Consider the following 21,339-nt stretch of genomic DNA (forward strand, 5'->3'; position numbering starts at 1 on the left):
TCTGCTTTGTCTATTAAACATTAATAAGTTTCGATTTTAATTTAGCATACTGATAGAATGGCGCCGATTTCAACAGCTTAAAGTGATGACAAATAGCCATGTTTTTAGAGAATTATTGCCGAATTACGGATGATAAAATTAGTTTCACACGTCAACAGGCGAGCGATTTTGCAAAACAAATTGCTGACGATTTTAATCCTTTGCATGACATACAAGCAAAACGCTTTTGTGTTCCAGGAGACTTACTGTTTTCATTAATTTTAGAGCGTGCAGGTTTACATCAAGAAATGAGTTTTAAGTTTTCTGGCATGGTAACTGACACGACAACGTTAATTATTCCAACAGAAATAGCGCAATCAGCAAGCATTATCGACGATAATCAAAAAGAATATTTAAATATGTCTGTTGCTGGAAACAGCACAAAAGATAGCAAGGCAATTTCAGCATTAACACGTGCTTACGTCGAGTTTTCAGGCCATACATTCCCACATATATTGGTTGAATTAATGAAAGATTGTCAGGTAATGATCAACCCGGCCCGCCCGATGATTATGTACGAAAGCATGTCAATTCATCTCGATAATTTAGACTTTCAAGACATTACATTAAAGTTATCTTCTACAACATTAGATATAGACGGTAAGCGCGGGAATGCCTGTCTATCATTTGATTTAGTTTCAAATAGTGTGGTGATCGGACACGGTAAAAAGTTTATGCTTTTAAGTGGTTTACGAGATTATTGCCAAGATACTATTGATAATATTGTTACCCAATACAATGATACTAAAGCACAATATTTCGCACAAAAGTAAATAATAAGCGCTGTTAGCTTAACCCGTTAAACCTAGCAATTATAGTTGAGCCTCTTAATACTTTTAAAAACTATGAGTAATGGCAATTAAAACCAATTACTCATTTTATTTAACCTGAACTCTGGATAATGAGTGCTTGAAACTCAAGTGAACCAAAAGCTTAGGTAATAAAGTGAATGCTATAGCCAGGTGAACATCACGAATAGATATCATCAATGCTTCATTTTATGCCATTTCCAAGGCAAAACGTTTATGAATAGCGCGCTATTTATCGACGTTTTAACGCAGAAAATGGCTTAAAAGGGAGCATTGAGCAAGTGCTGCTTATCCAGAGTTCAGGTTATTTAACCTCTACTTCGTTAGTATTTATTAGCAGCCGATGATTAATTCCGGCAATAAAATTTTTCTATAGCATAGTATTTAAGAGCGTAACTTCTTACCTAACCAATATAACGTTTGATCGGCTTTTACTGCAGCCTGGCGGAAATAACCTTGGCTTTTTTTTAGCCACACTTTAGCCCAATCAAACTCCAAGCTTAATAAAGCTAAGCCTAAAGGAATAAATATTACCGCAGGGCCTGGTAGCAAAATAAACACAATGCCTAATAATAAACATATGCAACCTAATAAAGTGAGTGCTATTCGTTTTATTTTTTCGGGTAAATAATGGGTCATATCAAACCTTAAAGTGAATGTTTATCTCTTGCATAACCTAAAGCAAAGAGCATTCCAAAATAAATTCCACTTATTTATCAGCCCTTTAATAAACCCGAATTTTAAATATAGGAAAAAGAGTGGTGTAAAAGGCAAGATAATAGTCTAAATAACAAGAGTTTTTTAATAGCTATTCTCAAATTCAGCCTGTTGACGGCGCTTATCTTCAACGCACGCGGCAAACTGTTGCGTAGACTTTGGTCGAGCACACATTTTTGCCGGCTGATAAAACGCCAACCAAGCTTGTAACTTTTTATATTGATCGCTAGATCGCAATTCAACCGGTTGCTCACCCGCAAAAGGCATTAAGGGTTTTAGTGGTGTGTCTGGCTTTTGCTTTGCCAACATTTTTATCGGCTTGGGCGCGCTTATTTTTTTCTGCTTTAATTTTTTTTTCTTACTTTTTTTCTTAAGCTTAGGTTTAAGCTTACCGGTTTCACATTGCCACCAAGTTTTACGAGCTTTATCTTCCTTGTTAGCTAAGCTTAGGCTACGTTTATTTGAGTTCGATTGTCGCTGCTGCGCTTGAACATTATCGAGTTTATTTCGATATCCTTGACAGTGTTTTTTACCAGCAGTTGCGATATGAGAAAATAAAAAACAGGTTAGTATTAAGCTTAAAGTGATTAATTTTTGCATCGGTTTTCATCCATTGAATTCCTTAGTAAGCCAGAGTGTAGTCAAAATTTTGAAAAAATCGACCCGAGTTTTACTGTTGAATAAACAGCAAGCATTGATATCGACAATGCGAAGTTAAAAAGTATTCTCCTCAAATACATCTATACTGTGCTGAACAAAGCAGAAAACACTGCTTAAAACTTTAAAACTTTAAAACTCAATATAAATTAAGGAACACGGATGTTTCATTTAATTAACTACCATAATTTTATTTGTGCTTTTTGTCTTATCTCGATATTACCCAATTTGTATGCACAGCAAGTGGTTCTCGATAAAAATAAACCAAACAAACCACCGCTGCAGCACGCCACTAAATATGACAGTAGTATTGATATTAACGATTATTGGGTTAGTGAGAAACTCGATGGCGTTCGTGGATATTGGACCGGTGAAAAGCTAATAACTCGCAGTGGTAATAACTTAAGCCCACCAAAGTGGTTTGTCGAACATTGGCCCAAAGTGGCAATGGAGGGTGAACTGTGGAGCGCTAGAGGACAGTTCGAACAAATCAGCGCCTGTATTCGGCGTAAAAAATCAAATAAGTTGTGCTGGAAAAATATCAAGTTAATGATTTTCGATTTACCGCACCAATCAGGAAATTTTACACAGCGAATATCCATGATGAAGTTACTAATTGAAAAGAGCAGTTCAGCCCACCTATTTATGATTGAACAAAAAAAAGTATCAAATAATGTAAACCTAACGGCTTGGCTTAGCAAAGTCGTTAGCGATCATGGTGAAGGCTTAATGCTCCATCTTGCAAATGCAAATTATCAAAGTGGCCGTACTAAAAATTTACTAAAGCTTAAACAGCATCAAGATGCTGAAGCAGTGGTGATAGCGCACTTACCGGGCAAAGGTAAATACAGTGGGTTACTTGGCGCAATTAAAGTTAGAACGCCTGATGGTATAGTTTTTAAAATAGGCAGCGGATTTTCTGATCTTGAACGTGAGCACCCACCTAAAATAGGCAGTGTAGTAACCTATAAATACATTGGTAAAACGCAACGAGGTGTGCCAAAATTTGCCAGTTTCTTACGTATTAGACATACACCCTAGCTAATCAATTAATTATCCCCATAAGGCTTTAAAATATGGAATTTCATTTATGGTTATCTCTTGTAGCAATTTGTATCCTTGGTGCCCTTTCCCCAGGACCTAGCCTTGCTTTAGTGATAAAAAACACCTTAAATGGTGGTGCTTACCAAGGATATGCCACCGCGATTAGCCATGGCTTTGGTGTTGCACTATATGCCGCCATCACCGCTACGGGGATTGGCTTACTGATAGTACAATCACCGATAATATTTGCGAGCATAAAATATGCTGGCGCTGCCTTTCTACTTTACTTAGGCATTAAAGCCTTAATGAGTAAGCAGCAAAACATTCAGTTTGATCAAAAAAATGGGGCTATAGACCCAACGATTAATGGTTGGCGAGACGGCTTTTTAATTGCTTTTCTCAACCCTAAATTAGCCATTTTTTTCTTAGCATTATTTAGCCAGTTCGTTGAACCTGATGCAGGGTGGCAGCAAAAAGGCGTGATGACAGCTACGGTTGGCATTATTGACATGCTTTGGTATGTTATTATTACTTTTACTATTTCACGAGGGCCGATATTAGAAAAGCTAAAGAAGCATAGCCATATTGTTGATAAAATTACCGGCAGTTTTTTAATTTTGTTAGCCGCGCGAGTCGTAATCAACTAGTAAATTAATATCGTAATGACTAGAGTAGTTATTTGCTTGAGCCAACCAGTTACTCAAGCAAAATAGCACTTAAACGTTTGGCTTATAAATAAAGTACAAACACTTCAAACCTTTGCCTTCATGGGCTTCTTTAAAAACCTCCGGCGCTTTAAGTTGATATTGAAATTCACACTCTGGGCATTCTCTAGCGACTTCTGCCAATAAAAAGTCAATATTGAGTTCTGGCGAGTTTAAGCATAACAATACATCACCATTTTCTGACATTAAATCAGGTAAGCGTCGAATAATCTTCTTATAATCTCGTTCAATATCAACACTGCCTTTTTGAAAAGATGGCGGATCAGAAATTAATAACTGATAAGGGCCATGCTTTTTTAACCGGCCATAAGACTTAAAAATATCAACACCTTCAAAAATAACTTTATCAAGATCTTGCTTATTCAGTCGATGATTCTCGCGGCCTTTACTTAATGAACTTTTGCTCATATCAATATTAACTACTTTACTTGCGTTGCCAGCTAAAGCTGCAACAGAGAATGCACAAGTATAAGAGAACAAGTTTAATACTCGTTTATTTTCGCTATGTGTTTTAACCCATTCTCGGCCATTGCGCATATCGAGAAACAAGCCTGAATTTTGAGCTTTACCTAAACTAATGTGGTATTTCAAGCCATGCTCTAATGCCGTTAAATGGCTAATATCTTTACCCCAAGCTAATTCACAGGGTGCAAATTTTCTACAACGGTATTGCACTTGAATAGATTGGCATCTATCGGTTAACGTGCGTAACTGTGCAACTTGTTCAGCTAGCCAATCGGCTTCAACTTCCTGATATAAAGTAATTAAAATAATGGGTTCAAACCAATCAATATTGACATGCGAAAGCTCAGGATATGCATGTCCACGTCCATGAAATAACCGCTGGCTTTCATCGAAGTTACATGGTTGGATAAATTCAATCATTTTAAGGTGCTCTCGCTAGAAAAAATAAGGCCGGATAATAACAAATTATCCGGCCTTAGGTATCATGCTTGTACAATTTTATTTTCAAGCGCTATGCACTAAAAACAGGCTAAAAACCAAAAATACTGTAGTTAAAGAACTTTTGCATAACTGTATTAATAAAAATACCGAAGACTACAACGGGGATAAATGTTCCTAGAGAGAAATTAATATATTTTTCAACCCATGAGCCTTTATAGTTTGCATTACCTACCGACAACTCTTCAGATAATTGTAACCTTTTCCAGCGATAGCTCACAAAAACACATAACAAGAAACCGTTAAGTGGTAATATCGTGTCGTAAAAAACATCGTAAATTACATCGAAAAATGAACGTGTTCCTCCAGCATAAGAGGTAAATTCAGTGAAATAAGATGCCATACCAAAAGACAAGGTAGCGAAAACAGTTAATACACCTGCTGTCATCAACAAAATAGATAACGCTTTCTTACGACTATGTTTTTTCTCAGTAACTAAATAAGATACCGGCACTTCTAAAATCGAAACCAATGATGTTATTGCAGCAAAAAATACCAATATAAAGAAGAAGGCTGCTACTGCGCTTGCACCGATATAACCAATAGACGTTTGCAGTGCTAAAAATATTTTAGGTAAAAATGTAAAGATTAACGAAACAGAACTATCGCTTAACTCTGCAGGGTTAACATTAGGATTAAAAGAAAACACTGCCGGTAAAATCATCAAGCCAGCTGTAAATGCGACAGCAGTATCGGTTAACGCGACCAGTTTTGCAGAGCCGACAATATCGGTTTTACGGTCAATATAAGAGCCGTAAGTAATTAAAATACCCATACCTAATGACAAAGAGAAAAACGCTTGTGATAGCGCACCATTTATCACCGCAGGGGTAATTTTAGAAACCTCTGGAATTAAAAAGAATTTAACGCCTAAAAGCGCATTGTCTAAGGTTAAAACATACACCACCATAAGCAGTAACATAATGAAAAGGGTCGGCATTAATATTTTAGATGCACGTTCAATACCGTCTTTAACACCGGCAACCAGTATAAAGTTAACAATACCGGCTACAACCACCATACCAGCAAAAATATAAGGGCTATTTACAAACTCACCAAAACCATTACTACTGGCAAGATAGTCTAAGTTACCGCTTAGGGTTAATGCGATATAGCCAAAAATCCATACCGTTAATACCATATAAAATACAGCAATCATAAATGGCGTTAGTACACCTAAAAACCCTGCAGCACCCCATGCTCTGCTACCACCGCTTAACTCTTTATAAGCGCCAACAGGCTCTTTAGCTGTTTTTCGGCCTACGGCCATTTCAGCAACCATTACAGGTAAACAGATAAAAAATACGAAAAGAGCGTACATTAATAAAAATGCACCACCACCATTTTTAGCGGCATTTACTGGAAAGCCAACCAAGTTACCAATACCAACGGCTGAGCCTGCAGCCGCTAAAATGAACCCTAAGCGGGAACTAAAATGCTCTCTTTCTGTACTCATAAGTGTCCTTCATTGTATTTTTATAGGGCTAATAATTATAATTTTTATTCACAGCGCCCACTTTTATTAAGGTGGATAACCAGTTGATGCTAACAAGCTTCTTTTCCAAAGTCTTGCTTTTAATAAACGTCAATTGTTTGCAGGTGTATCGTATTAATTGCACCTGCTAGCCTGATTACCCGTAAAAATTAGCATTCATTATATTAAGGATATTTTCCGTTTCTATGTTCGCGAATTTAGCCGCAGCCTCTAAATCTCCTGTTGATATTTTTAAGGTATTACATATTTGTGCATCAATGCTGTCGTCATAGCTAAATTCATCAGGATGACATTCCACTAAGGCTAATCTCGATGCTAAATAAAGCACCTGTACATCTTTATTAATTTGTATGTTATGCGCGTTGTTATAATGGCGAATCGGCAAAATTATTTTTTCAGGGATTTGCCAAATTTTTAATAACTCGGCCGACACTTCAGTATAAGTAAAGCCCAGCACTTGCTGTTGTAATTGCCAAGGTAATAAGTCGGTATTGTAAGCTTCACATTGTTGAGCAAGTTCTGGCGATATTTTTGCCACAATCAGCTCGCCAAAATTTTGCAGTAAACCCGCGACAAATAAGCGCTCTATATCTCGTATACCCGCAGTTATTGCTAAGTTTTTAGTGGCTAAACCACAAAAAACGCTCATGTGCCAAAAGCGTTTTAAATCAATCGAGTTACTTGAGAAATGCTTAAACGCTGTTGCTGCAACATCGACTAACATCATGTTGTAAATGGCTTGCGTTCCAATAATAGTAATCGCTCGTGAAATAGTACTTATTTCGCCAGGAAAGCTATAAATTGCACTATTGGCAATTTGCAACAAACGTGATGTCATTGAAGGATCAACACTGATCACGTTAGCGAAATCTTCGATTGTGGAGTCGTCGTCTTCCATTAATGCTTTTATTTTAAAACACGCGTCTGGTAACGCAAAAGAACCATTTGCCTGTTGGGCATATTCTAGGGCATTCATTATTTAGTTATTCCTAAAGTAAGTGTCGACAATTTTTAGTCAATATTATTGTGCGAATGTTAGGCCAAAAAAGTCACCTTTATGCCATTGCGGTCGTTCAGTTTGGTTTGCTATTTCTAAACCTATCATCATGTTTACTAGCGCAAAGTTAGCCGCGGCTTGATAATTAATTGGTAATGTTATTTCGTCGCTGTGTTGATGGTAATGGTTTTTCAAAAAGTCGCCAAATACGGCACCACCATCGATATTTTCATCTGTCGATTTAAAACCTGTCATCAAAAATACTGAAGGTATACCCGCTTTTACAAAACTGTAATGGTCACTGCGAGTAAATAGTGCCTGTTCAGGCATTGGGTCTTCACTCAATTCTATATCTATTTTATTTGCCGCTGTTGCTACAATTTCACCTAATGTTGAATGAGTCGAACCAAAAGCGATAACATCAGCAAATGGATACAAAATTAACGGCATATCTAAGTTAACATTCGCAACAAGTTGCGTTACTGGCAACGTAGGGTTATTTGCAAAATAGCTAGATCCTAACAAACCTTTTTCTTCACCGGTAACAACAACGAATAATACTGAACGTTTCGGTTTTACTGGCATTTCAGCTAATAACCTTGCTGTTTCAAGCAAAATAGCAACACCTGATGCATTATCAAGCGCCCCATTGTTAATTTTATCTTCGTTATCGCCATGCGAACTTATGCCAATGTGATCTAAGTGAGCACTAAAAACAACATATTCATTTTTTAATTTCTCATCACTTCCTTCTACTGCCGCAATGATATTTGGGCTAGTAATTTGCTCATGACGCGAGCGATTTTTCAAGGTTACTTGGTGCGGTAAGTTAAAACCTTGAATTGCCGTATTATTAGTGTCTGCGGTATAAATATCAGCTAAATTAAACTCAGCGCCTTCAAACAGTGCTTTCGCTGCATCTTGCTGAATATATGCACTTGAGATTATTTCTGGGTGTTTACCAAATGGCGTGTTATCTTTTTTTAACCAACTTAGGCGTGGCGCGCTAGCATTTTTTGAAGATTTTTCAAAACTTCTGACTAATTCTCGTTTTGGTGTATGAATAGTTATAAAACCTACTGCGCCTCGTTCTGCAGCATGGCGACTTTTCTCTGCGCTTGAGCCTATGTGCGCTCCTTCTTCAGAAGGTAAGTCATCAGGTCTCCCTGTTAGTGCTACTACAATTTTTCCTTTAACATCAATGTTTTCATAATCGTTATAGCCAAATTCATCAGAGATAACCCCATAACCTACAAATACAGTTGGCGCTTTAATGATACTCTCATTTTTTAAACTAGAACCTGACATCAAAAACTGAGTCACATACTCAAGTTCAGTATCACCTTTTAAACCATGAACAACGGCACTTGCCGAGCCATCAACAAGATAAGATTTACGAAAGCGTACTTGTTGTTCAAAGCCTTGAGACTCACCAATATTGCTACCTTTTGGCGTTAAACCTAATTGTTTAAAATATGATTTTACATAGTTAGCTGAGATTTGATATCCAACACTGCCGGTATCTCGACCTTGAAGAGTGTCATCAGCAAGAAATTCAATATGTGCTTTGATGTTTTGCTCGTTAACTAAGCTTTCATTGCTACTAACTTCTGTTGGCGTTGTTGACTTATTACAAGCTGATAATGCGATGAAAGCGAAGGCAACAAGGCTAGTTTTATGGAACATTTTTGGTGGGAATATATTCATGGTGTCTCATTAACTTTTACCAAGATAACGAATAAACTTGGTATTTATATTTTAATAATTACATCTCAGCTTTTTTAATTAAACCATCATATAAAAAGCTAAAAAACGTCTTAAGACACTATATCGAGTGTTATCTAAAAAAACTAGCACGCAATGCGAAAAGCAAACACACTTGAAGTGATTGGGTGTTACTATAACTTTGCATCGCTGATTTTTTGTTCAAAAAATAGGAATACCTGAGTGGCGTTTTACATGTTCCATAACGACATAAGTATGGGTTTGTGATACACCTGGTAGCTCAACAATTTTCCCGAGTAATACACGATAAGCATCCATATTTTCAAAGCGTAATTTAAGTAAATAATCAAAACCACCTACGACCATATGGCATTCGGCAACTTCTTTTATTTCAATAACCTGAGCTCTAAATTTATTGAATATATCTGCTGTTGTCCGATCTAGCGTCACCTGAATGAAAGCCGTCATACCACATTTTAATTTACTGGCATTTAAAAAAGCACCGTATCGTTCAATGTAGCCTTCTTGTTCGAGGCGTTTAACACGTTCTAAACATGGGCTAGCACTTAAGTTAACGTGCTGTGCTAACGTGTTATTAGATATGCGACCATTTTTTTGTAATATGTCTAAAATGGTTAAATCAATACGATCAAGCGTTCTAGGTTTGCTGCTCATCATTTGTCTATCTATAGTAAAGTTAATGGTTGGCTTTAAGCGTAAATTATCGTGAAAACCTTAATACTGTCAATATATTCTCTGCCACGGTTTTGCGGAAAGAAATGAGTAGACTTAGCTTGAATGATTTAAAAATAAAACACGCTTTTATATCAAAAATCCGTCAATAATATACTTAACCTGAACTCTGGATAAGCAGCACTTGCTCAATGCTCCATTTTAAGCCATTTTCTGCGCTAAAACGTCGATAAATAGCGCGCTATTCATAAACGTTTTGCCTTGGAAATGGCATAAAATGAAGCATTGATGATATCTATTCGTGATGTTCACCTGGCTATAGCATTTACTTTATTACCTAAGCTTTTGGTTCACTTGAGTTTCAAGCACTCATTATCCAGAGTTCAGGTTACTTATTAAAGGATTCGTAGTAGCTCAGTTATGTATCAGATTAAATGTTAATTTTTGTCTATTAATAGCTTTTTAATTTCTTGACCCGGTAAAGGCTTATAATAGTAATAACCTTGGCCAAAAACGCAGCCCATGGTTTTTAATAATTGTGCATCGGCTGCGTTCTCTATGCCTTCACCTATTGTTGCCATATTTAAGTTAGCCGCTAAATCGATAATGGTTTTAATTATCGCTTGGTGATTACCCCGTTGGTGAACATTATGAATAAAAGAACGATCAATCTTTAACACATCGATTGGGAAGCGATGTAAATAACTTAAACTCGAATAACCTGTACCAAAGTCATCAAGCAGTATGGTAACGCCCAAATCTTTCAATGCTCGCATGTTATCTAGTACAACTTCACTGTTTTCTAGTAAGGCTCGTTCGGTTAGTTCAACACGAATTTGATGAGGCTCTACACCCGTTATATCAATAATATTTTGAATATCTTGCGGTAAACTAACATTAAAGAAATGATTACAATATAAGTTACAACTGACATACAGGTGCTCTACTCCAAGCTGTTTTTGCCAAAGCATTAATTGTCGACATGACTTTTCAAGAATTTGAAAATCAATTGCCATCACTAAATTAGTTTCTTCTGCTAGCGGAATGAAGTCATTCGGAAAAACAAAGCCTCGTTTCGGGCTTTCCCACCGTGCTAGTGCTTCAAAGCCAACTATTTTGCCATCAGACATTGCTATTATTGGTTGAAAGTATGGCGTAAATTCACCATTATCAATACCTTCGCGCAAGTCTGTTTCCAGAGACATCGCATTTTGAACTTTGCTGTGCATACTAGAATCGAACACTTCAAAGCGACCTTTGCCTTTGTCTTTGGCGTGATACATAGCGATATCTGCATCTCTTAACATAGTGTCTGCATTTTCATAGCGCATGTTATTAAATAATACGCCAATGCTGGTGCCGATAAAAACAGTCTGATTTTCAATTGTAAAAGGTAAAGAAAGTAGTTCTGTTATACGTTTAGCAATTTCATACGTGCTTATTTCACTTTCTATATCTTCAACTAAAATGACAAATTCGTCTCCGCCTAAACGTGCCACCGTATCTTTATCTCGAATGACATCTTTTAAGGCGATAGATATTTCTTTTAGCAAATCATCGCCGGCATGATGACCTAAATTATCGTTTACAACTTTGAATCGGTCTAAATCAAGAAATAATATGGCAAACTTAAATTCTGGGTGGCGTTTATTACGCGCAATAGCGCGATTTAAAAGATCGATGAAAATAGCTCGATTAGGTAAGCCGGTTAAAATATCATGCGAGGCGGCATGTTTGAGTTTCTCTTCAGCATCTTTACGTTGCTTTATTTCTTCTTCTAACGCATGGGTTCGAAGTTTTACTTGATGCTCAAGTTGTTCATGAGCTTTTCTTTCGTCATCAGAGATTTCACGACGATTCATGGCAGATGCAACGTGTCGTGACACAAACCTTAATAATTCAGCATCTTGCTCGTTAAAATAAACTTTAGGTTCGTAGCTTTGCAATACCATAGCACCAAGTAACTTACCCGAATGAATTAAGGGTACGCCAAGCCAAGATACTACGTCTGCTTCTGGCTTAACTGTTATGCCTTTATGATAAAGGTCGAGCATAGTTTCTTGGTCAAGTAATATGGTTTCAGAGCTTCTTAATACTAACTCTGTAAAGCGATTTGAAAGTTTTCGAGCTTGGTAATGGTCATCGTTATCATCAAATTGCTGATCAAGAAAATAGGCAAAAAACAATTCATCGCTTTTAGCATTATATTTAGCAATATAAAAATTTTCGGCGTTAATTAACTGCCCGACAATGTTGTGAACTAAGCTGTAGAATTTATCAATATCTAAATCAGGGTCGTTGGTTAACTCTGAAATACGATACAAAGACTCTTGTAATAGCTCTGCTTTTTCACGATCACGAATTTGATGCATTAATTCTTTAGTGCGAGCATCAACGGCTGATTGTAAGCGACCTCTATCTTGTAAGCGTGTTAAAGCGGTTACTATGTGCTGGGCTGTAAACTCTAATAAATCTCGGTCTGACTCTTGATAACGCATGTCGGCTGAATAGCTCTGAACTACCATAACACCAATCACAAAGCCATCGCTCATTAAAGGTACACCAAGCCAATCTATGCTATCTTCGCCAACAGATTTAATTTTGTTGGCTTGCTCTAATTGGGCTACAACTTCCGGTGTAGCTAATAAAGCTTTTCGACTATCTATAACATAGTTTGTCATTGAGCCATCAAAGTGATCAATAGGATAAACACCAAGTGCTAGATCATCTTTTTCATCTACATGATAAACCAACTCCAACGTAGATAAGGTTTGATCATACATTACAATATAGAAGTTGTTGGCTCTCATTACTGAAGCAATAGAGTGGTGAACTTGCTCAAATAGTGCATTTAAATCGGCACAGTCAATAGAAAGTTGATTCAATTTTAATAAAGCAGTATAACGATCTTGAAGCTTTTGATATTTTTTTAGCAAGGCGATCGATTCTACGGCTAAATCTACATCTGAATTAGTTAATGGATCAACGGGGTCTAATGGGTCTGTCAACTTTTTCACCATACTAAACGGGTAAACTTTATAAAATAGATCATGTAAATGACCTTAGTGCTTTTAACACTGATAAAAGTAACAAATATCTAGCAAAAAATCCATCTAAGCTATTGTTTTATTTGTTAAGTTTCTGTAGCTCTTCGATTTCCTCTTTATTACCACAAACCCCTACTTGTTTATCGTCTCGATAATAGCGAATATCGATACAATCTTGCTGATATCTTCGTTCCAACTCAGTACGGATTATAGGTTTATTTTTCGCATTAATTATTTGTTTATGTAATGACTGGCATTGCTGCACTTGCTCTGAAGCTAGTGTGACATCTTCACAAGCGTTATCATTGGAACTACATGCCGAAAAAAGCACTACTGAGGAAATCATTAAAGTCAGATTTTTTATCATTCTACTACTCTTATTTTTAAATAAACTTACTTAATAACAAACAATTACTTTTTTTGAATATTATTAAAACGACTCGGCATAAATAAAAACCGCTAACGACGAGATTATTGCTATACAACTTTGCAGAAAAAAGGGCGTTAATGTGATTCATTCATTATTGACAATGATTGAATTCATTCACTTCCTTTAAGTTTGGTATATAATACGTAAAAATAAAGATTAAGCATTAAGATTATTGTATTAGGGGAAAAATATGCAAGTACAAGTTGTTGATTATCGCGCTGAAGACGCCGCAAAAAAATTCGTAGAAAGTCTGCGCAATACAGGGTTTGGTGTATTAACTAATCACCCTATTCAACAGGCTTTAGTAGATAAAATATATCAAGATTGGTATACCTTCTTCTCGCAAGAAGAAAAAAAAGAATTTGCTTTTGATCCTGAAAAACAAGATGGCTACTTTAGCTCTGAAATTTCAGAAACCGCTAAGGGCCATACTAAAAAAGATATTAAAGAATATTATCATGTTTATCCTTGGGGCCGCATTCCTGAGCAACTAAAGTCAGATATTCTAACTTATTATAAAATGGCCTCAGATCTAGCCAGTGAACTGCTAGATTGGGTTGAAAAATATAGTCCGGCAGAAGTTACAAAGCATTATTCAGAGCCGTTATCGAATATGATAATGGACACGCCTAATACCTTGTTAAGAATACTCCACTATCCTCCGCTACAAGGTACGGAAGAGCCAGGTGCTATTCGCGCAGCAGCACATGAAGATATTAACCTATTAACCATTTTACCTGCCGCTAACGAGCCCGGTTTACAAGTACAAGCGCAAGATGGACAGTGGCTAGATGTTCCTGCAGATTTTGGTCACCTTATTGTAAATATTGGCGATATGTTGCAAGAAGCTTCACAAGGTTATTTTCCTTCAACGAGCCATCGAGTAGTCAACCCAACAGGTGAAAATGCGACAAAATCTCGTATATCTTTACCGCTATTTTTACATCCTCGTAACGAAGTGGTTTTGTCAGATAAACACACGCATGAAAGTTACTTGTTAGAGCGATTAAGAGAGTTAGGCGTTAAATAACATCTAATAGCCTTTTCCAAAAAAGCTTAATATAGCTTGGAACGGATTAGTTAATAAAAAAAAGCCATCACAAAGTGATGGCTTTTTAGTTTTAGCTTTTTGTCGCTAGATTTATTTAACTTTTTGCATTATCTAGCATAGATGCTTTAACTTGCGATGAAGTTTTCTTACGCTTGAATAAGCCTTTAATATCTTCAACGATAAGATAAAGACAAGGTATTAGCACTAAGGTCACTATGGTTGCAAACAATACGCCGAATGCTAACGACACCGCCATAGGTATAACAATTTGTGCTTGAGCGCTAACTTCAAAGAAGATAATCGGCACTAAACCAATAAAAGTCGTTATTGACGTTAGCATAATGGCTCTAAAGCGCTTATTGCCCGCATGCATTACCGCATCTTTAAGGCGAACACCACGTTTTCTGGCGTTGTTAACATAATCAACCATAACTAAGGAGTCATTCACCACCACCCCTGCGGCGGCTAAAATCCCCATTACTGATAAGGCACTTAAATCCATTCCTAAGATAAAGTGGCCGAGCACTGCACCTATAATACCAAACGGAATTACCACCATTATCATCATAGCTTGAGAATAAGACTTTAACGGTATGGCTAGCAGTGAGAATATAATCATTGAAGAAATAACAAAATCTCGCAACTGGCTATCAGCGCTTTCCATTTCTTCTTGAATACTGCCGGTAACCTCACTTTGCACTTGTGGATATTTTCTTAATAAATCAGGAATGAAATTATCACGAATGTCATTAGCAACTTTAAACGGCTCTACTTGTTCAGCGTCGACACTTGCCCAAACATTAATCGTACGATTACCATTTTCACGGCGTATGCGTGTAACACCTTCTTGAAGCGTAATCGTGGCTAGTTCCGACAAAGGTAATTCAGCGCCATTCGGGGCTTGGATCATAACATCGTCTACATGACCAACAGAGCTTCGTTGTTCAAGCGGGTAACGTACCATTACCTTAACTTCTTCAGTATCACGTAATATACGTTGAGCCTCTAAACCGTAAAAACTATAACCCACTTGCGAGGCGATATCTGCTAACGATAAATTCAAACTATAGGCTAATGGTTTTAATGCAAACTGCACTTCTTTAGCGCTTGTTTGACGGCTGTCATTAACATCTCCTATGCCTTTAAGAGAATTAAGTTTCAGCTTTAATTCTTTCGCTGCAGCAAGTAATTGCGCATCATTTTTACTTTCTAATCTAAAAGCAATATCACCATCATCGCGGCCACCACCAAATAAGTTATCACCTATAGTGAAGGACTTAACGCCAGGATAATTAGGAATAGCTTCTCGCCATAAATCGGCTAACTCAAATGTATTAATAGGACGAAGTTCAGGTACCACTAGCTTAACCATAAGCTGACCACTGGTTCTCGTGCGTAAATCAACCTGCATATCAGAGATCATTGAATTGCCATATTTAGCTTCAATATCTTTATCAATACGGTTTATTACCCCTTGAATATTTAACAGTGTTTCTAAGGTCGCTTTTTCAGATGCATCAACATTCATTTCCACAGTCACACGTGGAAAATCATGCGGAATTTTTGGCTGGCCAACAAAGCGAACAAAACCACCACTAAATAAACCCGCACTTATGAGCATTAAGCTGATAAAAAACATGAGTATTGCATATCGATATTCAATAAATACCGCTAAGGCCGGGCTATAATAGTTATCAATAAATTTCTTTAAATTTACATCAATCCAAGCACGCAGTCTGTCGATTGGGTTTCTCGGGTTGAAAGCTTTCATTTTCATTTTAACCAAATGCGCTGGCAAAATAAGTTTAGACTCTATCAATGAGAAAATAAGACAAAGTATAACAACCGAGCCAATTGCTTTACCGAACGCTGAAGAAGGTCCCTCACCAAAAAGAAATGGCAAGAATACAGCGATGGTGGTCAGTACACCAAATGTTGCAGGCATGGCAACACGCTTTACACCTCGAATAACATTGTCAGTACTATGGCCATGCTCTTCAATTTCATCATGAGCACTTTCTCCCATCACAATGGCGTCATCTACCACAATCCCGAGTACTAAAATGAAAGCAAAGAGGCTAATAACATTAATCGTAACATTGACAAATTCAAGCGGCATAACCAGCAATGTGCCAAGGAAACATACCGGTAAGCCCATCATTACCCAAAAAGCTAAACGTACACGAAGAAATAATGCCAACATGATAAATACCAATACGGCACCACTTTTCATGTTGTCTACCATCATATTCAAACGCCCTTCGAGGTAATAAGTCATATCTACCCAAGTTTCTAATTTCACCCCTTGAGGTAAAGTCTCAGACTTATTCTCTACATATTTTTTAACGACTTCGGCGATACCTGTAATACTTTGATTATCAGCAGCACCAATAAATAAGGTCACTGAATTTTCGCCATTAAACTTTGAATATTGTAAGCCTTCTTCAAAACCATCGTTAATGGTAGCGATTTCACCTAAAACGATTCTTGTACCGTCTGCTAAGGTTACAACCGGGATTTGTTCAAATTCATGACCACGATAAGCTTGGTTCTCTACACGCAAGTTAATGTAGCCATTTTCTGCACGAATTTGCCCAGCCGACATGTTGCGAGAATAATTACGCACTGCATTAGCAATACTATTAAAGCTCAAGCCATATTCACGCAGCTTGTCTTTACTTACCTCAATAGATATTTCGTAAGCTAAGCCACTATATAACTCTGATATATTGACCATGGGTAACTGTTGAATTTCATTATGAACTTTACGGCCAAGCTCTTTCAATTCACTATTACTTAAATCGCCATATAGGCTTAAATACATCACTTCTTGACGAAATTTTTCACGCTCTACTTTTATGCGCTCCATACCATCAGGAAAACTAGAAATTGAATCTATCGCAGATTTAACTTCTTCAAGCACTACCTGGGGATCATAATCGAGTTCAACTTCAAACCAACCATTAGAGAAGTTTCTGTTTGAATAAGTAATAACGCGTTTAAGGCCTTGTATTGTTTCCAATGCCTCTTCAATCTTAATGGTTATCCCTTCTTCCACTTCTTGTGGTGCAGCTCCTGGATAAGGTGCATTATAAGAAATCCAGTTGATCTTAACTTGCGGAAACATTTGCTTGTTAATGGTTTGAATGGTTAGCAAGCCACCCACTAAAATAAAAATCATTAATAAGTTAGCTGCAACACTATTGCGGGCAAACCAAGCGATTATGCCGACGTTGGTGTCAATACTGTGATCAATTTCCGGCTTTTCTTTAGGCGTTACCGTTGTCATGATTATTCCCCTGAGCCAGTGTCATTTTGTGCCACTTGTGATTCACTGTTTTCATCTTCTGGGTTTTGCTCATCCTGTTTAATTTTTTTATCGTCAATCAAAGCTAACTTCATGCCATCAATTGGGTAATCAAGCGCCGAAACAATAAGCTTGTCTCCATCAGCTATACCACTTGAAATTATGATATTTTGGCCATCTTGACGAACAATAGTGACAGGTGAATAATGCAATCTCGACTCATTATTCATTAAAGCAACGCGGCCATCATTAACTAAGTAGCGAGGTACGCTAGCCGCTTGAGCTATTTCGATACCCAGTACTTTGGCTTTAACGTACGAACCAAAACGCAATGGCGTTTGATCATTTTTTTGTACTAAAGCATAAGGGTCATGAATTTCAGCAACGAGATAACTCATTCGACTGGTATCGTCAATGACACCTTCGCCACGAGCAATTTTAGCGCTCCATTGTGTTTTAAGACCTGAAAAAGTACCCGTTAAATTAACCGTGGCATCTTCACCTTGATTGATCAAGAATTGTAATTGATTGTCTGCAACGGGAAGTCGTACTTCAGCAATGGCTGTGCCTAATAACTTGCCAACCATGCTACCTGTACCGACAAATGAACCTAAGCCGACATTACGGCTATCTATCATAGCATCATACGGTGCTCTAATCTCTGTACGTTCTAGGTTACGTTTAGCACGTAATATTGAGGCTTGCGCAGATTTAACTCGAGCAATTTCTTGTGCTAATTGCGGTTTACGCAAACTTAATTCTGTTGGAGATGTATCTGTTATTTGCTTCCATTCTTCTTTCGCCACTTGGCCTTGTGCTCGCTCTGTTTCGAGCGAAGCGCGAGCCGATGCCATAGTTGCTTCCGCTTCTATAAGTGCCGCTTCATAATCACTCGGATCTATGCGGGCTAATAACTGCCCTTCTTTGACAAAGCCACCACGAACAAACGTTTCAGACAGTTCAACAATTTGCCCGCTAACCTGTGCGACTAATTCTGTTTCGTATTTAGGCTTAACTACCCCGTATGAGTCTACATCTAAAGTCATTGGCGAAAGTGAAATCGATTCAACAGACACAATAGGCGTATTATCAATTTCTTCTTTTTCTGCAGGCGGTTTTTTCATACTCGAAAATACAAAGAAAATTAATAAACCAGCAATTAGAATGACAATTGGTATAATTATTTGTTTTTTCCGTGTCACAATGACGTCCTCATAAAATCTAAATTCAAAAATTTCTAGTTTAGTTAGCAATAGGATACATAATTTATTGGCTACAAAAACTAACAAAGTTGTAAATGCTTATTACAAAATTCGAGCCGACTTTAAGTGCCGCTAAAGACTAACACCAAAAAACAATACAAAACAAACAGATAGGTGAAATTATTTTTATTTTTGCAATTATTAACTTACAAAAATAAATGTAACTAAAAATAAATAATTGGTTTATTTCACCAAATAATTTATTTTTTAAAATTTTTTAGTCGATATGACTACTTGCCCACACTATTAATCAGGATGATTAAAAGTACTCGTTTTTTAATGTTAACTATAAATACATTAACATTTAATTAATAGCGGCTATGCGACAACAAATATTAACTGCATGCTTCTGCTTATAGGGTTTCTCTGGAAAGTTCATTATTATGATATTCGCTTACTTTACAGCGAAGGCTTGAAGATTACTGTACGCCGACACCAGAAAACACTACTGACTATTTATTTAACCTAAACTCTGGATAAGCAGCACGTGCTCAATGCTCCTTTTTAAGCCATTATCTGCGTTAAAACGTCGATAAATATCTCGCTCTGCATAAACGTTTTGCCTTGGAAATGGCATAAAATGAAACATTGATGGTGTAAATTCGTGATATTCACCTTGCTATAGTATTTACTTTACCACCTAAGGTTCTGATTCACTTGAGTATTAAGCAATAATCATCCAGAGTTCAGGTTATTAACTAACATCAAGTATTAACATTAGGCTTTTTCACAAAGTTACATATTGGTGACGAAATACATACTTTGATGACTTGTACCTGAAAGTAAATACTTTAAAATCAATAGTAATTTCATTGGAGGATAATTTATGTTGTCAAAAATTAATGCATTTTTTCAAAGCTTAGGCGCTCAAGAAAATTCACAAGCGCATGAAATAAGCCTCGAAATTGCTTGTAGTGTTTTATTATGTGAAGTTATGCTAGCTGATGGTCAACTTGATAGTGCAGAACAGCAAAAATTAAACGATATTATTTCAAGCCAATTTCAATTAACGCCAGCGGAAGTAACAGAAATAGTAAAGCACGCACTCGTACTTTGTGAAAATGCCACTGATTTTTATCAGTTTACTTCTAAAATAAACCAACACTACAGTCTAGAGCAACGCATTAAAATGTTAACGTTATTGTGGCAAGTTGCGTACGCTGATGGCGAGCTCGCTAGTATTGAAGAGCATATCATTCGCAAAATAGCTGATTTATTACATTTACGTCATAGTGAATACATTGAAACTAAATTAAATATTCAAGCAAAGATTAATACCGCTAAATAAAAAATCGCTACAACATGGAAAGTTATAGTTAACTTACTGCTAAATCGGTTATTATAGCCGCAAGTTAACTGACCTCAAGAAACCATATGGCAAGCATCGGCAAATACAACACTCTTCCTGTAGTAGCAATAACAGATAAAGGCGCATACTTAAATGCGAATGATTTAGGTGAGCTATTATTACCTAATCGCTTTGCACCTGAAGATTGCCAAATAGGCAGTGAGATTAAGGTTTTTATTTATGCCGATACCGCAGATCGTATTGTTGCAACAACCGAAAAACCTTTTGCTGAAGTTGACGAATTTGTTTCGTTAAAAGTTAGCCAAGTAAACAAAATGGGCGCCTTTCTTGATTGGGGTTTACCAAAAGACTTACTTGTTCCTTACAACCAGCAACATAGCGAAATGGAAGTGGGAAAATATTACCTGGTGAGAATATTCCTCGATTTAACAACCGATCGCTTAGTTGCTTCAAGTAAACTCGACAAATTTATTGATATTTGGCCAGCAGAATATCAAAAGTGGGATAAAGTTAAATTAACCATCGCTTCTAAAACAGATCTAGGCTTTAAAGCTATTATTAATGATCTGCATTGGGGCTTACTATACGATAATGAAATTTTTAAACCATTACGTACAGGTAAAAAAATTACAGGTTATATTAAGCAAGTTCGAGAAGACGGCCGTATTGATCTTTCGTTAACTCGCCCTGGCGAAGGTAAAGTAAAAGACTTTAGTGAAAAATTATTAGCTCATATTGCTGAAAATGACGGCTTTAGTCCGTTGCATGATAAAAGTGATCCTGAATTGATTAAACGAGTTTTAGGGGTAAGTAAAAAGACCTTTAAAGCTACGGTAGGTAACTTAATGAAAAATGGCAAAATCACCATAGAAGCAAACGGTATACGCTTGAAATAAACTGCACTGACTTCACTGCAAAACCATTAAAAAAAGCCCTTACGGGCTTTTTTTTGTGCGTTACTTAACAGTGGCGAAATAGCTATTAGGAATATAGCTGACTTAGCTTATGACTTAACTTACGCACTAAGCTATGTACTAACCTATGCTCTAATCTATGCACTAACTAAAGT

General features: G+C 36.9%; 17 protein-coding genes. 6 read left to right on the forward strand and 11 right to left on the reverse strand.

Going from position 1 to position 21,339, the window contains the following annotated elements; translation table 11 throughout:
- Window positions 1-98: 98 nt before the first annotated feature.
- Window positions 99-812, forward strand: a complete 714-nt coding sequence (locus tag AC27H3_RS03190; protein WP_487103668.1) for a DUF3581 family protein — start codon at window positions 99-101, stop codon at window positions 810-812.
- Window positions 813-1,232: 420 nt separating this feature from the next.
- Here the strand turns inward: AC27H3_RS03190 and AC27H3_RS03195 are convergent, their stop codons facing one another.
- Complete coding sequence (locus AC27H3_RS03195; protein ID WP_487103670.1) at window positions 1,233-1,487, reverse strand: PGPGW domain-containing protein; 255 nt, start codon at window positions 1,485-1,487, stop codon at window positions 1,233-1,235.
- Window positions 1,488-1,649: 162 nt separating this feature from the next.
- Window positions 1,650-2,165 carry a hypothetical protein gene (locus AC27H3_RS03200; RefSeq protein WP_487103672.1) on the reverse strand — a complete coding sequence of 172 codons (516 nt, stop codon included), beginning with the start codon at window positions 2,163-2,165 and terminating at the stop codon, window positions 1,650-1,652.
- A 219-nt stretch (window positions 2,166-2,384) separates the two neighbouring features.
- Here AC27H3_RS03200 and AC27H3_RS03205 point away from each other — a divergent pair, with 219 nt between their 5' ends.
- Complete coding sequence (locus AC27H3_RS03205) at window positions 2,385-3,263, forward strand: DNA ligase (RefSeq protein ID WP_487103674.1); 879 nt, start codon at window positions 2,385-2,387, stop codon at window positions 3,261-3,263.
- Window positions 3,264-3,298: 35 nt separating this feature from the next.
- Entirely contained in the window at window positions 3,299-3,913 is a 615-nt protein-coding gene (locus AC27H3_RS03210; protein WP_487103676.1) for a LysE family translocator, read from the forward strand.
- Between the two features lie 69 nt (window positions 3,914-3,982).
- Here the strand turns inward: AC27H3_RS03210 and AC27H3_RS03215 are convergent, their stop codons facing one another.
- From AC27H3_RS03215 to AC27H3_RS03245, 7 genes are all read right to left on the reverse strand, one after another.
- Window positions 3,983-4,876 carry a class I SAM-dependent methyltransferase gene (locus AC27H3_RS03215; protein WP_487103678.1) on the reverse strand — a complete coding sequence of 298 codons (894 nt, stop codon included), beginning with the start codon at window positions 4,874-4,876 and terminating at the stop codon, window positions 3,983-3,985.
- 109 nt (window positions 4,877-4,985) lie between these two features.
- A complete protein-coding gene (locus AC27H3_RS03220) occupies window positions 4,986-6,410 on the reverse strand; it encodes a sodium-dependent transporter (RefSeq protein WP_487103680.1) in 1,425 nt (474 codons plus the stop codon).
- A gap of 175 nt (window positions 6,411-6,585) precedes the next feature.
- Window positions 6,586-7,425 carry an HDOD domain-containing protein gene (locus AC27H3_RS03225; protein ID WP_487103682.1) on the reverse strand — a complete coding sequence of 280 codons (840 nt, stop codon included), beginning with the start codon at window positions 7,423-7,425 and terminating at the stop codon, window positions 6,586-6,588.
- A gap of 45 nt (window positions 7,426-7,470) precedes the next feature.
- Window positions 7,471-9,153, reverse strand: a complete 1,683-nt coding sequence (locus tag AC27H3_RS03230) for a M28 family metallopeptidase (RefSeq protein WP_487103684.1) — start codon at window positions 9,151-9,153, stop codon at window positions 7,471-7,473.
- A 219-nt stretch (window positions 9,154-9,372) separates the two neighbouring features.
- Entirely contained in the window at window positions 9,373-9,849 is a 477-nt protein-coding gene (locus AC27H3_RS03235) for a winged helix-turn-helix transcriptional regulator (RefSeq protein WP_487103686.1), read from the reverse strand.
- A 452-nt stretch (window positions 9,850-10,301) separates the two neighbouring features.
- A complete protein-coding gene (locus AC27H3_RS03240; protein ID WP_487103688.1) occupies window positions 10,302-12,872 on the reverse strand; it encodes an EAL domain-containing protein in 2,571 nt (856 codons plus the stop codon).
- Between the two features lie 118 nt (window positions 12,873-12,990).
- Window positions 12,991-13,278, reverse strand: coding sequence for a hypothetical protein (locus tag AC27H3_RS03245; protein WP_487103690.1), 288 nt, complete (start codon window positions 13,276-13,278; stop codon window positions 12,991-12,993).
- A 253-nt stretch (window positions 13,279-13,531) separates the two neighbouring features.
- Between AC27H3_RS03245 and AC27H3_RS03250 the strand changes: the two genes are divergently transcribed.
- Window positions 13,532-14,371 carry an isopenicillin N synthase family dioxygenase gene (locus tag AC27H3_RS03250; RefSeq protein ID WP_085301122.1) on the forward strand — a complete coding sequence of 280 codons (840 nt, stop codon included), beginning with the start codon at window positions 13,532-13,534 and terminating at the stop codon, window positions 14,369-14,371.
- 115 nt (window positions 14,372-14,486) lie between these two features.
- On the opposite strand, the gene AC27H3_RS03255 is transcribed toward AC27H3_RS03250, so the two are convergent.
- Both AC27H3_RS03255 and AC27H3_RS03260 read right to left on the reverse strand, forming a co-directional pair.
- On the reverse strand, window positions 14,487-17,681 hold the full coding sequence (locus AC27H3_RS03255; RefSeq protein WP_487103692.1) for an efflux RND transporter permease subunit: 3,195 nt from the start codon (window positions 17,679-17,681) through the stop codon (window positions 14,487-14,489).
- Window positions 17,682-17,683: 2 nt separating this feature from the next.
- Window positions 17,684-18,901, reverse strand: coding sequence for an efflux RND transporter periplasmic adaptor subunit (locus tag AC27H3_RS03260; protein ID WP_487103694.1), 1,218 nt, complete (start codon window positions 18,899-18,901; stop codon window positions 17,684-17,686).
- Between the two features lie 886 nt (window positions 18,902-19,787).
- On the opposite strand from AC27H3_RS03260, the gene AC27H3_RS03265 reads away from it, so the two are divergent.
- Together AC27H3_RS03265 and AC27H3_RS03270 are read left to right on the forward strand one after the other, a co-directional pair.
- On the forward strand, window positions 19,788-20,249 hold the full coding sequence (locus tag AC27H3_RS03265; protein WP_085301120.1) for a tellurite resistance TerB family protein: 462 nt from the start codon (window positions 19,788-19,790) through the stop codon (window positions 20,247-20,249).
- A gap of 86 nt (window positions 20,250-20,335) precedes the next feature.
- Window positions 20,336-21,166: a CvfB family protein gene (locus AC27H3_RS03270; protein ID WP_487103697.1), complete on the forward strand. Its 831-nt coding sequence runs from the start codon at window positions 20,336-20,338 to the stop codon at window positions 21,164-21,166.
- Window positions 21,167-21,339: the final 173 nt, after the last annotated feature.

The organism is Colwellia sp. NW0002-52-1, assembly GCF_057550865.1.

Excerpts from the sequence above, each read along its gene's own strand:
- AC27H3_RS03200 (WP_487103672.1), bottom strand. The coding sequence starts at position 2,165 with ATGCAAAAATTAATCACTTTAAGCTTAATACTAACCTGTTTTTTATTT.
- AC27H3_RS03195 (WP_487103670.1), bottom strand. The coding sequence starts at position 1,487 with ATGACCCATTATTTACCCGAAAAAATAAAACGAATAGCACTCACTTTA.
- AC27H3_RS03190 (WP_487103668.1), top strand. The coding sequence starts at position 99 with ATGTTTTTAGAGAATTATTGCCGAATTACGGATGATAAAATTAGTTTC.
- AC27H3_RS03210 (WP_487103676.1), top strand. The coding sequence starts at position 3,299 with ATGGAATTTCATTTATGGTTATCTCTTGTAGCAATTTGTATCCTTGGT.
- AC27H3_RS03250 (WP_085301122.1), top strand. The coding sequence starts at position 13,532 with ATGCAAGTACAAGTTGTTGATTATCGCGCTGAAGACGCCGCAAAAAAA.
- AC27H3_RS03270 (WP_487103697.1), top strand. The coding sequence starts at position 20,336 with ATGGCAAGCATCGGCAAATACAACACTCTTCCTGTAGTAGCAATAACA.
- AC27H3_RS03220 (WP_487103680.1), bottom strand. The coding sequence starts at position 6,410 with ATGAGTACAGAAAGAGAGCATTTTAGTTCCCGCTTAGGGTTCATTTTA.
- AC27H3_RS03235 (WP_487103686.1), bottom strand. The coding sequence starts at position 9,849 with ATGATGAGCAGCAAACCTAGAACGCTTGATCGTATTGATTTAACCATT.
- AC27H3_RS03225 (WP_487103682.1), bottom strand. The coding sequence starts at position 7,425 with ATGAATGCCCTAGAATATGCCCAACAGGCAAATGGTTCTTTTGCGTTA.
- AC27H3_RS03265 (WP_085301120.1), top strand. The coding sequence starts at position 19,788 with ATGTTGTCAAAAATTAATGCATTTTTTCAAAGCTTAGGCGCTCAAGAA.
- AC27H3_RS03245 (WP_487103690.1), bottom strand. The coding sequence starts at position 13,278 with ATGATAAAAAATCTGACTTTAATGATTTCCTCAGTAGTGCTTTTTTCG.
- AC27H3_RS03230 (WP_487103684.1), bottom strand. The coding sequence starts at position 9,153 with ATGAATATATTCCCACCAAAAATGTTCCATAAAACTAGCCTTGTTGCC.
- AC27H3_RS03205 (WP_487103674.1), top strand. The coding sequence starts at position 2,385 with ATGTTTCATTTAATTAACTACCATAATTTTATTTGTGCTTTTTGTCTT.
- AC27H3_RS03215 (WP_487103678.1), bottom strand. The coding sequence starts at position 4,876 with ATGATTGAATTTATCCAACCATGTAACTTCGATGAAAGCCAGCGGTTA.
- AC27H3_RS03255 (WP_487103692.1), bottom strand. The coding sequence starts at position 17,681 with ATGACAACGGTAACGCCTAAAGAAAAGCCGGAAATTGATCACAGTATT.